We start from the raw sequence: 16185 nt of genomic DNA, 5'->3' as shown, positions 1-16185 counted from the left end.
TAAGCGAAAGCAATTCCGGCTTATGAGTGCGCTTTCAAATGGGCTTTTATCGGTGGCGTTCTGCTTGCCGGTATCAGCCTAAATCCTCCATCGCCTTCACATTGCCAAAAGTAAGTTCTGCCGTCTGCACGGGCGCTGCCCATTTGATCCCGTTGACAATGACTTTCAGCACGTTTTCGTTATAATACGTCGGGAACGTTTCGTGGCCGGGCCGGAAATAAAAGATTCTCCCTCTGCCGCGATAAAAGGTACAGCCGCTGCGGAACAGCTCGCCGCCGGCAAACCAGCTGGCAAACACAAGCTCCTCCGGCTCCGGAATATCGAAAAATTCCCCGTAAGTTTCTTCATGCTCCAGCTCGAAATATTGCCCGATTCCGGCCGCAATCGGATGCGCCGGATTTACGACCCAAAGCCGCTCCTTTTCTCCCGCTTCCCGCCATTTGAGCTTGCAGGAAGTCCCCATCAGCTTGCGGAAAATTTTCGACATATGCCCGGAATGCAGCACAATCAGCCCCATTCCCTCCAGCACGCGGGCTTGTACGCGTTCCACAATCGCGTCGTCGACCAGATGATGGGCTTTATGTCCCCACCACAGCAGCACATCGGTTTGCGCAAGCCTTTCTTCCGTGAGCCCGTGTTCGGGTTCGTCCAAAGTTGCCGTTGTAACGGTCAATTCATCGCTTCGTATTCCGGCCGCAATCGCTTCATGAATGCCTGCGGGATACAGCTCGGCCACCTCCGCCATATGGCGCTCATGCAAAAATTCATTCCAAACCGTCACTCTGATGGTCACCGCATTCCCTCCTCCATGTAACTTAAAACTAACTTACATACACCGCTTTGCCGGTTTCGATCGATTCAAGCACTGCGTATGACAACTTCATCATCTCTTTCCCCGTCGAAAAGCTGATATATTCCTGCGAATCGTCCTGAAGCGCTTGGGCAAACAACTTAAACTGCTCCGCATGCAAATTCAGCTGATGAATAGCCACTCGTTCCGATTGATCGCCTTCCATAAGCTTGAGCTCAAGCTCGGGAATGGTGAATATGTTGAATGGCCCCTGTACCCCTCCTTTTGGTCCGAACAACCGGTCATTTCTGTTTGTCATTTTGGTATCCTTGGCAAGCGCCCAGCTAATCGTCATCGTTCCGATGTCACCGGATTCATATTCAACCGTAATCACCGCGGTATCGACGGCGAGTTGTTCGAAATGAGCGATTTCCGGACGGTCTTTGGCAAAAATGCCGCCCGATGCGTATACTTTCCGCGGTTTGGATTGCAAAATCGTTTGCCACATCAAAAAGTAATGGCAGCATGTATCAACGATCGGGCCTTGATTGCCGTTTTTGTCATGCATAACCCGCTTGGGTCTGACTTCCTGCAGAAGATCCGAACTGATGACAAGGGGACGGCCAAACTTGTCTTCTTCCACCCACTTTTTCACAACGGCAATCCCCGGCGAAAGATTCCGCTGAAAACCTAACCCGAACTTGACTCCCGCGTTGTGCACGGCTTCTTCCATCTGCTGCGCTTGCTCCAAGGAGCTGGCTAACGGTTTCTCGCAAAAAATATGTTTGCCCTGCCCCGCTGCATATAAAGTAACCGGCATATGAAAGGCAAGCGGCAGGCAAATCGAAACGATATCGACTTCGGGCCGGCTAACCGCCTCTTTATAATCGGTCGCCGTATACGGAACATTGTTTTCTTCCGCCACTTTCCTCAATCTCTGTTCATCCATATCGACCAGAATCATCACATGGTGGCCGGCTTCGATCCACCCTTTTACATGCCTGGCGCCCATATCTCCTGCACCGATAACGGCCACATTGTAGCGCTTACACATCTAGTTTGCATCCCCCTTCAGTTGATCTTTGGCCATGCTCTTGCTCCGTATTGACAATAACATCATAACAATTAGATCATGATCTTTGTTTTCAATTTTTGTGGTAAACATGCTCTTTTTTGATATAATCTGAATGAAAGCTGATTAAAGTGAACCGAAAGAGGGATGTTTTTGAAAGCGTTTTGCGAATCTCACCATCACCCTTCGATGTTTCCGCTCGTGTTGATGTACAAGCATGTCCGTCAGCCGCAACTGGATGCAAGGCAGTCCAAAAAAGGCTTTCACTTTCACGATTGGAATGAAATCGTGTTTATCCATGAAGGGGAAGGGCTGTTTTTCATCAATAACCGTTTTCTGGACTTTAAAGGCGGAGACATCCTGACGATTCCCGGCAATTCGATCCATCGGGGCAGCAGCTCGCCTGATGCGCCTTATATTGTAAGCGTTATTTTGTTCAGCTCTTCGCTGATCAATCCCAGTCAGGTAGGCGATACCTTTTCTTTTATGGATCTGTTCACGGCAACGGAGCATTCTCCGAGCTATTTGCTCAGATTGCAATCAGAGCACAAACAAGAAATAGAGGCCCATCTGGCCTCTATGCAACACGAGCTTGTTTCGTTGCAGCCGGGACACCGCTTATCCGTCCTTAATGCGCTGCACCACATTATGCTTCTGCTGCTGCGGATTCGTAAGATGGAGAGTGGGCTGACGCCGGCGAAAGAGTCGAAAAACAACATTTGGATGAAAGAAATATTGAAATATATGGATGAGCATTTGCACGAAAACTTGTCGCTGTCGCTGTTGGCCAAACAGGCGTTGATCAGCCCGGCCCATTTCAGCAGAGTGTTCAGCCAGCTGACCGGATTCAGCATTCCCGAATATTTGAATATCAAGCGCATTTTGAAAGCCAAGGAGCTGCTGGCGGAAACGGACCAGCCTGTTTCGTATATAGCGGATCAATGCGGGTTCAACAGCATCTCTCATTTTCATAAAATTTTCAAGTCCCACGTGCATATGACTCCGGCCAATTTTCGGGAACACCGAGGACAAAGCGGTTAGAGGTATTGAATCGGCTTCATACAGTGAGGTAACGCGGTGTCGCAATGATGCAACGCAGCAAGAAAAAAGAGGCCATTCAAGGCCTCTTATCGGCAGCAAGCAACGTATGGCGATTTCAGCCGCTTTTCCCGCGAGGGGCCGCATGGCTTTTTCAGCCGCATCCCCTGTCAGGCAGCCTGCCGCTTCTCTCAGTCAGACAGCCTCTTACGCTTCCAGCCACACCGTTTTGCCGGCAAACGTCCGTTCCGGGATCGGCACCGACGTTTCCACGGGATGTCCAAGATAAACAAATCCGACCAGTTCCGCCGTCTCCGGCAAATCAAATGCCGCCCTCATCTTCGGATGGTACGTCGGGCTGCCGGTCCGCCAAATCGATGCAAGGCCAAGCTCATGCGCGGCAAGCAGCATGTTTTGCACCGCGGCGTGCACCGCGGCAAATTCTTCAATCCGCTCGATCCCCAGCCCCTCGGAAGGCTCCACCGCTACGGCGATAACAACGGGCGCGCGGAATGCCTTGGCCGCCTGTTTTTCCAGATGGGCTTTCAGCTGTTCCTCGTCCATTTTCCCTGCCGCGTTCTCCCGCTCCACTTCCGCATACCCTTTGCCAAGCACACTGCGCCCTTCCCCGGTCATAACAATAAACCGCCACGGCTCCGTCTTGCGGTGATTTGGCGCGTATACCGCTGCCTCAAGCAACTTCTCTATCACTTTTTTATCAACGGGATCCGCTGTCATACGCCCTATGCTTCTGCGTCCCAATATGGCTTCATGTACGTTCATCGTTAAATCTCCTCTCAACCCGCTTGTTTAATTGATAACAATTCTCATTATAGTGCCAGGACTGTTTTTTTTCAAATGGATTTCCAGACCGCAGCAACCGGCAGCAACAAAACGATCCCGCACTCAGCAGCATTTTGCTTCATTATTTGACCGGACGGGGCATTCTCTTTACACACAAAGACGCTTGCAAAACCACTATGTAAGCGGAGTTGAAAGCAGCCAATTTTTGCGCCAGATCATAAACAGCTTGATCGAGCGCTCACTGCGGTTCTTCCGGCGCGGCTTCCTTCAGTTCCCGTTCGATCGCAAAAAGATAAGTTCATCCTTTCGATGTACGATGGATTCATTGTGACAGGCTTTGCTTCCTGTTCCTCAAACATATTTTCATGTTGCAAGCGCTACCAAAATATTGTAATATAAATACAAACGTTACCGGAAACGTTTGCGGTAATTAAAAACATCATCTATTTTGATCTTATGTAAGGAGGAATGCTGCTAAGTACGGCTTGAATCGCTTAGAATCTGTTTTTGCATAACACACGACTCCATGAACCGGCAGTTTGTTCACTTCCACTTTCAGTCAGACATCATTTTCAAAAATATGTCCTGAATTCACTGAGGAGGAATAAATGATGAGGTCTAAAATACTTTTCCCGTTATTTATTTTGCTGTTTTCCGTTATGATTGTCCCTTTTGCACCTAAAGCCCATGCCGCCAGCTACGCTGAGCTTGCCGCTTATTGGGCGCCCGATTTTTATCAAGATGTGAATTCCACATACGGATATCCCGCCGACTATATGACTAATTTCGATTATGATGGCGATTGGGTGAGCAACAACAACTGGGAAAATATAAACAGCTACCCTCTTAAGGCATACGCTTATTACTCCGTAGTAGAAACTACCACCCATTATTTTATCGGTTATTATGATTATCATGCCCGCGACGACGGTCCGCTCACCATCGACAGACACGAAAACGACATGGAAGGGCTGCTGCTGGTCATTCGCAAGGACGGCAGTACATACGGATCTTTTCAATTAATGGAAACGCTATCCCACAATGAATATTATCAGTACACCAACGATCCGACGATCACAACGGGCTCCGATAACGTTGACGGAGGCGTATTGTTCAGAGGCTCCCATCCGAAGGTATTTATTCAGTCCAACGGGCAAAGCCCGATCGGCGGACACGGCAACCTCGCTTATGACGGAAGCGGAGCGCCCGGCGGCGACGGCATCGTCTACGAATACGGCGGAACCGCCGATACCGTAACGGATGCGACAGGCAATTACACCCATCATTACAGCTATGCGCTGAAATCGGTCGATGAATTCTGGAACCGGAGAAATGACATCGGCAACGGCCATACCTTCGGCGCATGGGGCGCTCTGGACGGCGATACTTACGGGACCGACTCCGCCAAGCTGCCTTGGGCATGGGATGATTCCACCGACGGAGCCACCTTCACCGGGGACTTTATCGCCGATCCGGCGCATATGATCGACACGCATCTTAACGGGCTTGGCACGTTTTCCCATGTATATGTGAACAACCAATATTATACGCACCGGCTGCAGATTTCTTCGGTTACCAGTTTGGCGAATCGCGATCCTTTTGGCGGGGCCAGCGATATTTTTGTCAAATTCCGGGCTAACGGCTCCGGCGTCAGCGACGACCGGCTGTGGAAGAAAAACGACGCCGCAGTAGGAACCGCATACAACGTTGCATGGGGCACGATGGATGCCAGCGCAGGCGCCCAATACAGCTCCTCCTACAATGACCGTTATGTCGCTCAGCCTCCGAATACGCCGATGAACATCGAAATTTACGATTCCGACGGCACCAGCGGAGATGACGGCATGGGCGAACTTGATTCCGCTCCGGCGGTCGGTCAAACCGTGACCTGGACAAACGCCGTTACCTCAAACGGTCAAGCGAAAGTGACGGCCACCATCGAGGCGGTTCGCTAGCGCGGGAACGCTTAAAGATATTGTAAATATCGCCATAACTGATTGAATGCAGTAAATTTGTCCTGTATCATTAGAAACGTTTCCGGAAACGTTTGTAATCGAAGTAAAGCGAGGTGAAGTTGTGGCTAATATCAAAGATATAGCAAAGCATTTGGGCGTTGCTGTATCGACGGTTTCACGGGCGATGAACAATCATCCCGATGTCAGCGAAGAAACAAAACAGCAGGTTATGGAAGCCATCCGTGCCTTCAACTACCGGCCCAATGCGATCGCAAGAGGACTAATCCGCAAAAAGACGTTTACGATCGGACTGATGATCCCCGAAATATCGGACCCGTTTTTTTCCGGCTTGGCCAGAGCGGTCGAGAGAACGTTGTTTGGTCACGGCTATCAAGTGGTGTACGGCAACACGGACAGAAATCCGGATAAGGAAAAACAGTTCATCGCCAATGCCATTGAAAGACAATTCGACGGACTGATTATCACTCCCGACTTTTTGGACGCAACGTTTATCGAGATGCTCTCGTCCCTGGAAATGCCTGTCGTCTTCTTAAGAAGAAGAACGCCGCAAGAACTTTCCATGCCTTATGTCGACGTCGATCATTACCAGGCGGCGACGGTGGCGGTGAATTACTTGCTGGAGCTCGGGCATAAAAAGATCGGATTTATCGGGATGCCCGAGAGCTCTTTTACAGGAACACAAAGGCTGCTTGGGTACAAAGATACGATGCGGAAATACGGTCTGCTCTCCGAATCCACCGATATCGTGGTCGCCGAAGGCCGGCATATTCCAAACGGCCGAAAAGCGATGAGCGAGCTTTATGAGCAAAACCCGCATTTGACCGCCGTTTTCGCGGCCAACGATTTGCTCGGCATCGGTTCTCTGGAGTGGCTGGCCAAACGGGATATCAAAGTCCCGGAGCAAATTTCCGTCATGGGCTTCGACAATCTGGAATACGCCGAGCTGCACTGGATTCAATTAACTACGATGGAACAGCCGACGCACCGTATGGGCTCAAAGGCGGCAGAGCTGCTGCTGCAAATGATTGCGGATAAAACGCAGACGCCGCCTTCCGATTTAATAGAAGCAAGACTGATCGAACGGCAATCATGCCAATCGCTGAAAAGAACTTAACGTGATTCATTTTATTGAAACGTCCGGCCTTTGACACAATTCCAAGGAGGTTCTTGCATGTTAGGGAAATTAAGCGTGAAATTATTCAGTTTGTTAACGGTCATTTTTTTGGTCAGCGTTACCGTCTTATCGGGCTGCGGCAGCAGCGGTGAAGGAAACAAAACCGCCTCCGCCCCTGGCACGCCAAGTGCGCCAAGCGGAACAACGCCAAAAGAGGAAAAGAAAGACGCCCCTCCCGCTTCCAAAAAATTAACGGTATACGCCGCTCTGAACGAAGACGATATTGTGCAAATCCAGAAAAAGTTTAAAGAAGACACAGGAATTGATATCGAGTACTTGCGTTTGAGCGGGGCCGGTGAGGCCAGCACCCGCATTCAAGCGGAAAAAGCTTCTCCCAAAGCGGATATTTTGGTAGGCGGTTCGGTTGAATTTTACGATCCGCTCGCCTCGCAAGGGCTGCTTGAAAAATACTCTTCGCCAAATGCCAAAGATCTCGATCCTCAGTTCAACGATCCTAAGGGGTTCTGGCAGGGCTGGTACATGGGCGTTCTCGGCATCGTGCTGAACAAGGAGCGTTTCCAAAAAGAGCTTGCCCCCAAAGGCGTGAAAGAACCAAAAACATGGGACGATCTGCTCGATCCGAACTACAAAGGCCAATTCATCACATCCAATCCGGCAACCGCAGGCGGTGGTTACATCTTTATCGCCGACCAGTTGTTCCGTTTGGGCGACGACAAGGGCTGGGATTATTTGAAGAAATTAAACGACAACGTACATCACTACACACCTGCGGCCGGCGACGGCATTAATTTGACCGCAACGGGCGAATTTATCGCCGGCATGTCCTGGGCCCATGATATTGTCAAATCGGCAAAACAAGGTTACCCGATTCAAGTCATCGTTCCCGAGCAAACCGCGTTTGAAATCGGCGGCGTCGGCATCGTCAAAGGCGGAGCCAATACCGAAAATGCGAAAAAATTCGTGGATTGGCTGCTGACCAAACCTGTCGGCGAGATGAACACCAAATTATCGAACCGCTACTCCGTACGCAAGGACGTCGCTCCGCCGGAAGGCATGATCAAGATCGAAGACGTCAAGCTTGTCAAATACGACAGAGACAAAGCGGCTCAAATGAAAGCGGACGTTGTGAAGAAATTTACGGAAATGACTGCCGGCAAAAAATAACTCCCCTCTCTTTATGCTCTGAAACGATATGGCTGGTTGTGCGGAAAATGAACGGAAAAGATCGAGCGTTTTCCGCATAAACCAGGCTCTTCAGAAAAACTTCTAGCGAAGTCCTTCGAGGATGAGCGACCGCGGTTTAGCGGAAGTTTTTCTTGCGATACAGCATTTATTCAGCTCCGCCGGAAAGGTGTGACCCTCCTTGATCTTAGCAGCAGCCAAAGATACGTGGGCCGAAATAAAAAGGCTAAAAAACGAGCCGTATATGGCTCTTATCATGTTGGCGATTATTTTAATTACCGTTTATTTTGTCGTATGGCCGATCATTAAAGTAATCAGCTTTCCGCAGTGGAGCGATTACACAAACCTGTTTACGAATTCAAGGTGGTTTAATGCAGCGTTAAACAGCTTGTTTATGACCGTTATTTCTACGATATCGTGTACGGTGGTCGCCTTTATTTTCGCATATGCGATTACACGGCTGGACATTCCGTTGAAAGGGTTGTTCCGTTTTATTACTTTGCTGCCCGTCGTTTCTCCGCCGTTTATCGTAGCTTTGTCGTACATTTTGCTGTTCGGCAGGCAAGGCATCATCTCGAAGCATGTGCTTCACGTGAATTTTGACATTTACGGCTGGCATGGACTCTGGCTTGTGCAGACGATTACTTTTTTCCCGTACGCTTACGCTGTCATCAACGGAGTGCTGAAAGCCAGTTCGATCAATCTGGAGTATGCCGCTTACAATCTCGGCGCTACACGCTGGCAGGTGTTCAAGGATGTTTTTTTCCCGCTTTGCAGGCCGGGAGTTGCGGGTGGCGCGCTGATTGCGGCCATGAACGTGCTTGCCGATTTCGGAAATCCGATGATTATCGGGGGCAATTATACGCTGCTGCCAACCGAAGCTTACATGCAGATGGCCGGCTTGTTTGACCTGCCTTCCGCTGCCATGTTGTCTACCGCCTTGCTTGTTCCGGCGCTTGGCCTTTTTATATTGAACAGAAATTGGGTAGGAAAACGCTCCTATATAACCGTTACCGGCAAAGAAACTTCGCTTGAGCCGTATCCTGTTCCTTTTTATATAAAATGGGGTTTGTTTGGCTTCTGCCTGTTCGTTACGGCGGTTGTGCTGTCCGTCTACGGCGTGCTGTTTTACGGAGCGTTCACCAAAACATGGGGTTTCGACTGGTCGCTGACCTTGAAAAATATGAGCTACGTATGGGACAAAGGGACGGAAATTTACAACAGCATCAAATTTGCGCTGATCTCATCGCTGTTGGCCGCTTTTTTCTCGATACCGCTGGCATACATCGTGCAGCGGAAGCAGGTCGGCATCAACCGCCTGCTGGACTTTTTGGCGATTTTGCCAGGGGCCGTTCCGGGCGTATTCTTGGGTCTCGGCTTTGCTATCGCTTTTAACGAGAAACCGCTTGTGCTGACGGGCACCTCTTCCATTATGATATTGGCCCTGATGTTCTGGAATTTGCCTACGTGTTACAGCGCCAGTCTCGCCGGCCTGCAGCAAATCGGCACTTCGTTGGAAGAGGCGTCGCTGAATATGGGGGCGGGCAATCTGCGGACGTTTAAAAACGTGCTGCTTCCTCTGCTCAGAGGGCCTTTCCTTTCCGGGCTTGTGCTTTCCTTCCTGCGGTCGGTCACCTGCCTGAGCGTCATCATCTTTATTTATTCGGCAAAAACGTCCGTAGGCACCATATCCATTCTTGGTCTTGTGCAAAACGGCGCCTGGGGCAACGCTTCGGCCTTTACGGTTGTGCTGATTTCCATCGCATTTGCCGTTCTTGGCATCGCCCGGCTTTTCTTGAAAGAACAAGGCAAATCCATAGGATTATAGACGGAGGCTATCTTATGAGCGCAGCGGAACCAATCATCAAAATTGAAAACGTCACCAAAACGTTCGGAGCCTTTCATGCGATCAACAACGTGTCGCTGGATATTCCGAAAGGCAGCTTTACCACACTGCTCGGCCCAAGCGGCTGCGGCAAAACGACACTGATGCGGCTGATCGCCGGCTTCAACGAGCCGGACTCCGGATCGATTTACATTGAAGGCCATAAAGTCAACGGGCTGCCGCCGTACAAACGAAACACGCCGCTTGTTTTTCAGGAATACGCCCTGTTTCCCCATATGACCGTTTATGAAAATATCGCATATGGCTTAAAGTTGAAAAAGACGCCGCCCAAAGCGCTGGACGAGAAAGTTCAGGAAATGCTGGACATGTTCGGGCTCAAAGGAATGGAGCAGCGTTTTCCGAAGCAGATGAGCGGCGGGCAGCAGCAGCGGGTCGCCTTTGCGCGGGCGCTGATTACGGGACAGAACATTTTGCTGATGGATGAGCCGCTGAGCAACCTCGACGCCAAAATGCGGGTTGAAGTGCGCAGCGATATCCGGGAAATGCAGCAGCGGGCGGGAATCACCGCCATCTTCGTCACCCACGATCAGGACGAAGCCTTGTCCTTGTCGGACCGGATCGCCGTGTTTAATAAAGGAACGATTTGTCAGGTCGGCACGCCTTGGGAAGTGTATTTTAAACCGGTGAACAAGTTTGTCGCCGATTTTGTCGGCGTAGCCAACTTTTTGAATGGCCGGGTTGTCGGGATCGAAGCACAAGATTTGATTGTCAAATGCGCCGATATGACGGTGAAAGTGGACAAAGCGGACTACTCGGCCAAAACAGGCGATGAAGTGACGCTGGTGATCCGGCCGGAGTGCATTTCCATTATGCCGGGAGCGGCTGGCGAAGGAAACGAAGATAACGCCTGGAACGGGACCATCTTGCGCAGCAGCTTTCTCGGCCGGATGATCCGCTATGGGGTCGACACCGGTCCGATGCAGTGGATTGTCGACGATTCCAGCCCCAGCGTGCGGGGGTATATGGAAGGCCATGTCCGGCTAGTTCTGGATAAAAAGAAGATACACCTGCTTAAGGAGTGAGCCTAATTGAACTCTCGTTTATATGCGCTGAACGTCGGCCGGGGCGATTCGTTTTTTGTGGAAATAGAAACAGGAAAAGATACATACGTTCTGCTTATCGACGGCGGAGACGACTATTTCGACGATTCGGTGAAGCCAATCCAGTTTATACGGAACAAAGGCTGGCAGCACATCGACCTGATGATTTTAACCCACCTGCATCCCGATCATGTGACCGGACTGCTGGAAGTGGCCGAGCATATTCCCGTGCGGGAGGCCGTGTTGCCTTATCCGCCGCTGGAATGGGAACCGGGCAAATACCGGCATCCTAAAGCGGCGCAATCCGCCTCTGTGCTGAGCAATTACCGTACGCTGCAGGAATTGCTGTTGAAGCAAAATAGCAACGTGTCCGTGCGCCATCCTTTTGGACAAAAGAAAGATTGGCAGTTCGGAGACATCGTGCTGCGGCACCTGGATCCGCAGCACGAAAGCGACTTGTTTGCTTATACCAATCTGCTGCAGTTGGCTGACTCCTCGCCGGACATACAGGAGAAACGGCTTGTCGCTTTCGATTCGTTGTCCAATTTGGACAGCAGCGTCTGGCTGCTCGAGCAATCCGGCGGGGAACAGCTGTTTCTGTTCGGCGGCGATGCGCTTTTATCGAATTGGGAACGGATTATGAAAACTGCACATCTTCACCCTCGCGGTTTTAAAATAGGACATCACGGCATGCTGGACGCTTGGAATGAACAATTGCTGCAGCAGCTTTCGCCGGACTGGCTGCTGATCACAAACCACAATGCAGAATACGAACAGTTTCGGGAAGAGTGGACCCGGCTCGCGCAAAACGCAGGTTGTCAGCTATTTGTGACCGGCTCGCAGCCGGGTACGCATCACCTTGCTTCCCGTTTGCCGTTCATCCCGGAAAGGATGGAACTGAAATGACACCGCCAGTACAACGTTATCGGATGGTCGTTACAGATATCGACGGAACACTTGTCGATCTGGAACAGACGATCAGCGACCAGAACAAACAAATGATCCAAACCTTTCAACAGCAAGGCGGAATCGTCACGTTGGCGACAGGCCGCATGGAGGAAGCGGCGCTTCGCTTTGCGGAGGAACTGAACATACGCCACCCTGTCATTTTGTACAATGGCGGCAAAATTGTCGACTTTACTTCGGGGCAGTGCTTTTTTGAAGCCGTGCTTTCCGCCGAGGTCATCAAGATGTGCATTCAACTGCAGCAGGACCTGTCGCTTGATATGATTTTTTATAGCGACAGATCATTGTGGGTTGGAGAAATAAACGCTATCATTGAGGAATATATGAAAAAAGACAGGGTGCAATGCAGGCCTTGGGATACGCCCGATTTCCTGCTCCAGAGCAGTGTGAATAAAGTGCTCATCATTAAAGAGGACGGTGATTTCTCTCAAATTAAGCAAACCCTCGCCCCGCTGGCAGGCGTTCATTGCGAGCTGGTGCAATCGGAGACGACATATTTGGAGGTGCTGCCCTACTCGGTGTCCAAAGGACATGCGTTAAAATTGCTCGTCGACCGGCTGGGCATCGACATGAAAGAGGTCATCGCGATCGGGGACAACTTGAACGATTTGGAGATGATCCGCGAGGCCGGACTCGGCGTAGCCGTGGACAATGCCCATCCGGAGCTGAAAACGCACGCGCAATATGTCGCCAGGTCGCATCTGCATCATGCCGTCGCGGAAGTCATTGAGAAATATTGCTTGCAAGCGCAGCAATAAACTACGAGGATTTCCAGCGAGTTGATTTTTGAGAATATTAACAAAAGGAAGGTGATTGCATTGATCGTCGGGTTGGGAGAATGGGGTTTGCATTATCGCACGATCGAAGAGCACTGCCGAATTGCCAAGGATTTTGGGCTTTCTTATTTGGAGCTGGGCATCGGCGGGGATTTTCCGGGACGTATTCAGCGGGACATCGGGCAAGGGGAAATCGACGAGTTGCTTTCCTGCATTAGCGATTACGGCATTAAAGCGCCGTTTGTCGTGTTGGAAAGCGATTTTACACTGGAAGATGCGGAGGACGTACGCAGGCAAAAAGAACGGGCTGCCCATGACATCCAACTTGCAGCCCGCTTTGGCGCGACCCATGTGCGGCTGTTTACCGGCTTCGAGCTTGCGGCAAACATGACGGAGCAGCGTTGGACGCGGATGATCGAGGCTTTTGCGGAATTAAACGCGTTGTGCCTGGAGCACGGCATCGTGATATCGATTGAAACACACGGACGCAATACGCCGGTCCACAACGGATTCATCCATGAGCATACGACTTCCACGGAATGGAATTGCTTGAACCGGCTGCTCCGCGAGCTGCCTCCCGAAGTCGGCTTCAACTTTGACCCCGGCAACCTGAAAGCCGTCGATCCGTCGCGGCCGCTGGCCGATTATGCCAAGCTGCTTGGCAGCCGGATCAATTACTGCCATTTGAAGGACTGGAAGCGGACCGGCGATTATTGGGTGGCCTGCGCCCCTGGCGACGACGATTTGAATTACGGCGAGCTGCTTCCTCATATTCCGTTCCAAGGCGTATATTTGATCGAATACGAGCAGGTCGGCGATGTTGTCGAGGGCATCGGCAGAAGCTTAAATTACTTGCGCTCCATTTGTCCCGAGCTGCGGACAAGCTGAATATTCACTAGAAAGCCATGCGCCGATTTTCTTCGCATGGCTTTTGTTTTATGTTCATCGTCTGCAGCTTTAAAATACTTTCTTTGTGAAGGAGCCTAATTCAATGGCTGCCGGACCGGATGAAGGGACACAGCAAAGCGATGCAGCACGCGGTTCACCGGCGCTTTCAAATTCCGAATCCTCTTTTGTGAAGAAGATTTCCCAAGCATTGCCGTCCGGATCATGTACCCAAACTTTATCCTGCACCGCGTAACAGCAGGTTGTGTTCATTTCATCGATAAGCAAAAGTCCCGTCTCACGAAGGCGATCAGCAATCGCAAGTACCTCTTTTGTATCATGGACTTGAAAGCCCAGGTGATTAAGGACGCCATTTTTCTCAAAAGCACGAACATTTAACGAAAAATGCAGTGCCGGATTATCCAGCTCAAATTTTGCATAATTTTCTTTCACCTTCGTCGGCTCAGAACCAAAAAAAGCTTTGTAGAAATCGAGAGATTTTTGAAGATCGCTGCAGTTTACCGCTACGTGCATCCGTTTAATCATGCTCATTTCCCTTCTTTCACGAATATTTCAATGCGACTTTTAATGGCTTCCCGTACTTCACGGAACTTTGCCATGATTTCTTCCTCAGTACCTGCCGCTTTCGCCGGATCCTCGAAGCCCCAATGCCATCTTTGCGCGTTATTGTTGTGAACCACCGGACAATGATCGTTAGCATGACCGCAAAGGGTGATAATGTAATCCGCCCGTTGTAGGATCTCGGGATCAATCATGTCTGAAGTATGAGCTGAAATGTCAACGCCGGCTTCCTCCATCACCCGAACAGCTCGGGGATTTAGCCCATGCGCTTCAAGACCGGCGCTTTTGACTTCGTAGTTTTCGTTCCCCAGCGCCTTCAAAAATCCGTCTGCTATTTGGCTTCTGCAGGAATTACCCGTACAAAGAAAATAAACTAGCTTTTTCTTCAATTAAATCTGCCCCTTATTCATGTAATGTTTGATAAACTAGCGAAGCAGCAATGGCCCCAAGGACAGTAGCCACTAAGTATAACCATAAGTGTTGCGTAGCTCCTGAAACCACTGCCGGCCCAAGCGAACGTGCAGGATTCATAGAGGCTCCGCAGATTGGACCCGCGAACATCGCCATCAGCCCGACCGTAGCGCCAATGGACAGGCCGGCAAAGCTTTTCACCGCTTTACCATGTACAGCTGACCCCAAAATGACGATCATCAGCACAAACGTCAAAATAAATTCTAAAACAAAAGATTGGCTTTCCGACGAAAGAGGCAAGGTAGCACCTAAATTAGCGACATTGCCAAACAACAGGAAAAGCGTATAAGAAGCAGCGATCGCAGCGCCAAATTGAATCACAATATAAGATAAACTATCGCGAAGAGAAATATCTCCCCGTACCCAAAACCCAAACGTTACCGCGGGATTAAAATGGGCGCCTGATATATGACCAAATGTATAGATAAGAGCAGTCACAACAAGCCCGAATGTCAGTGCAACTCCTACATGTGTGATACTTTTCGTAATCTCATCAATCACCATTGCTCCAGGACCGGCAAAAACTAAAACATATGTGCCGACAAACTCAGCAATGAGTTTCTTTTTCATTCGGCGCACCACAGCAGTTATTACCTGATCTGGCTGGTTTAAAAATACAACATAACTCCTCAGAGAGGATATGGCTCACCTGATCTTGATTGATTTCGTAATAACTCCATGTGCCGCGTGTCTCTTTCGTAATAAAACCGGCATCAAGCAAGATCTTCAGGTGATAAGAAAGCTTGGATTGAGACATTTCGAAAATATCCGTAAGGTCGCAGACGCAAGTGTTTCCGCGCTGAGTAAGTTCGTACATGATTTGCAATCGTTTTTCATCGGCAAGCGCCTTGAATTTGGCTTCGTAATCTTTAAGCGAAATTTCGGTCATAAAGGTCATCACCTTTTAGCTTAATCAATTTTTTTTGATTTATTATCCGTAATGAATGTACCACCATTTTTTCCCCTAGTCAATTAGTTAATCAAAAAAAGTTGATTAATAGTTTATATGACCTGGCAGCAAGCCGGTCCGGGTGACACATCCCGGACCCACCAGTCATTAAACCTTTTCTTTGATCGCTTTAGGGAAGCTGCAGCGGATCTGATATCGGATCCAGATAGTGGAAGAGAGTTGGCGACCACCGACGGTCGTGAGTTAAACGGGGGGAGAGACGGTTTATTAGATTTCAGGGTCGAGGCGCTTCTGAGATGTCAACCGAGTCCTTTTTCTTGCAGATGTATTCTTGGAGTAATTTTATAGCAATTCCCTTTTCTTGAAAACCGTTCGCAGCAATGAATTTCCCGATCTTACCAAGATGTTTCTGACTTTTAGATTCGAGAAGGCAATGTAAAGGAGGCAGCCAAGCAAAAGGCATCCTCCCCAAACAGTGAAGACAAATGAAGTAAAAACACAGGAAATCATTATCAACCACGAACTCTTGTTGATTGTCCTTACAGGCCGGTTATAAAGAGTCATTTCGTTGATATACCATTCCTTTCCTTGTCTTTGTGACCTTTTAAATTGTTCAGATCGTCCACTTTGCTCTGCAAACTCTGTTTGTTGG

Annotated in this window: 16 protein-coding genes; 9 read left to right on the top strand and 7 right to left on the bottom strand. The window is 49.7% G+C overall.

The window, feature by feature from the left end; all coding sequences use genetic code 11:
* Nucleotides 1-73 precede the first annotated feature (73 nt).
* Together EYB31_RS26715 and EYB31_RS26710 are read right to left on the bottom strand one after the other, a co-directional pair.
* Nucleotides 74-793, bottom strand: coding sequence for a ThuA domain-containing protein (locus tag EYB31_RS26715; protein WP_276322094.1), 720 nt, complete (start codon nt 791-793; stop codon nt 74-76).
* Nucleotides 794-821: 28 nt separating this feature from the next.
* The gene (locus EYB31_RS26710; RefSeq protein WP_131016499.1) at nt 822-1844 is read right to left on the bottom strand and encodes a Gfo/Idh/MocA family protein; all 1023 of its coding nucleotides are present in this window, start codon (nt 1842-1844) and stop codon (nt 822-824) included.
* A gap of 165 nt (nt 1845-2009) precedes the next feature.
* Here EYB31_RS26710 and EYB31_RS26705 point away from each other — a divergent pair, with 165 nt between their 5' ends.
* Nucleotides 2010-2903, top strand: coding sequence for an AraC family transcriptional regulator (locus EYB31_RS26705; RefSeq protein WP_131016498.1), 894 nt, complete (start codon nt 2010-2012; stop codon nt 2901-2903).
* 204 nt (nt 2904-3107) lie between these two features.
* Here EYB31_RS26705 and EYB31_RS26700 read toward each other — a convergent pair whose 3' ends face one another.
* A complete protein-coding gene (locus EYB31_RS26700) occupies nt 3108-3683 on the bottom strand; it encodes a nitroreductase family protein (RefSeq protein WP_131016497.1) in 576 nt (191 codons plus the stop codon).
* Between the two features lie 629 nt (nt 3684-4312).
* Here EYB31_RS26700 and EYB31_RS26695 point away from each other — a divergent pair.
* The 8 genes from EYB31_RS26695 (at nt 4313) to EYB31_RS26660 (ending at nt 13573) form a co-directional block, all read left to right on the top strand.
* Nucleotides 4313-5659: a hypothetical protein gene (locus EYB31_RS26695; protein WP_131016496.1), complete on the top strand. Its 1347-nt coding sequence runs from the start codon at nt 4313-4315 to the stop codon at nt 5657-5659.
* Between the two features lie 121 nt (nt 5660-5780).
* A complete protein-coding gene (locus EYB31_RS26690; RefSeq protein WP_131016495.1) occupies nt 5781-6794 on the top strand; it encodes a LacI family DNA-binding transcriptional regulator in 1014 nt (337 codons plus the stop codon).
* A gap of 57 nt (nt 6795-6851) precedes the next feature.
* Complete coding sequence (locus EYB31_RS26685) at nt 6852-7979, top strand: ABC transporter substrate-binding protein (RefSeq protein WP_131016494.1); 1128 nt, start codon at nt 6852-6854, stop codon at nt 7977-7979.
* Between the two features lie 199 nt (nt 7980-8178).
* Complete coding sequence (locus EYB31_RS26680; protein ID WP_131016493.1) at nt 8179-9825, top strand: ABC transporter permease; 1647 nt, start codon at nt 8179-8181, stop codon at nt 9823-9825.
* Nucleotides 9826-9839: 14 nt separating this feature from the next.
* Complete coding sequence (locus EYB31_RS26675; protein WP_131016492.1) at nt 9840-10925, top strand: ABC transporter ATP-binding protein; 1086 nt, start codon at nt 9840-9842, stop codon at nt 10923-10925.
* Between the two features lie 6 nt (nt 10926-10931).
* On the top strand, nt 10932-11849 hold the full coding sequence (locus EYB31_RS26670) for a ComEC/Rec2 family competence protein (protein WP_131016491.1): 918 nt from the start codon (nt 10932-10934) through the stop codon (nt 11847-11849).
* A complete protein-coding gene (locus EYB31_RS26665) occupies nt 11846-12667 on the top strand; it encodes a Cof-type HAD-IIB family hydrolase (RefSeq protein WP_131016490.1) in 822 nt (273 codons plus the stop codon). Before EYB31_RS26670 ends, EYB31_RS26665 begins: the two co-directional genes overlap by 4 nt.
* A 60-nt stretch (nt 12668-12727) precedes the next feature.
* Nucleotides 12728-13573 carry a sugar phosphate isomerase/epimerase family protein gene (locus EYB31_RS26660; protein WP_165452641.1) on the top strand — a complete coding sequence of 282 codons (846 nt, stop codon included), beginning with the start codon at nt 12728-12730 and terminating at the stop codon, nt 13571-13573.
* Between the two features lie 69 nt (nt 13574-13642).
* Here the strand turns inward: EYB31_RS26660 and EYB31_RS26655 are convergent, their stop codons facing one another.
* The 4 genes from EYB31_RS26655 to EYB31_RS26640 are packed head-to-tail and all read right to left on the bottom strand — an operon-like array spanning nt 13643 to nt 15512.
* Nucleotides 13643-14116: an ArsI/CadI family heavy metal resistance metalloenzyme gene (locus tag EYB31_RS26655; protein WP_131016488.1), complete on the bottom strand. Its 474-nt coding sequence runs from the start codon at nt 14114-14116 to the stop codon at nt 13643-13645.
* A 2-nt stretch (nt 14117-14118) separates the two neighbouring features.
* The gene (arsC, locus tag EYB31_RS26650) at nt 14119-14541 is read right to left on the bottom strand and encodes an arsenate reductase (thioredoxin) (RefSeq protein ID WP_131016487.1); all 423 of its coding nucleotides are present in this window, start codon (nt 14539-14541) and stop codon (nt 14119-14121) included.
* A gap of 13 nt (nt 14542-14554) precedes the next feature.
* Nucleotides 14555-15193 carry an MIP/aquaporin family protein gene (locus tag EYB31_RS26645; RefSeq protein WP_131016486.1) on the bottom strand — a complete coding sequence of 213 codons (639 nt, stop codon included), beginning with the start codon at nt 15191-15193 and terminating at the stop codon, nt 14555-14557.
* Nucleotides 15171-15512 (bottom strand): ArsR/SmtB family transcription factor, encoded by a 342-nt coding sequence (locus tag EYB31_RS26640; protein ID WP_131016485.1) that lies wholly within the window; start codon nt 15510-15512, stop codon nt 15171-15173. The genes EYB31_RS26645 and EYB31_RS26640 overlap by 23 nt, the downstream gene beginning before the upstream one ends.
* Nucleotides 15513-16185: the final 673 nt, after the last annotated feature.

Origin of the sequence: Paenibacillus thalictri (genome assembly GCF_004307995.1) — a bacterium.
Classification (GTDB): domain Bacteria; phylum Bacillota; class Bacilli; order Paenibacillales; family NBRC-103111; genus Paenibacillus_AF; species Paenibacillus_AF thalictri.
Note: the sequence above shows the minus strand (reverse complement) of the source record. Positions and strands in the feature narration are given on the sequence as shown.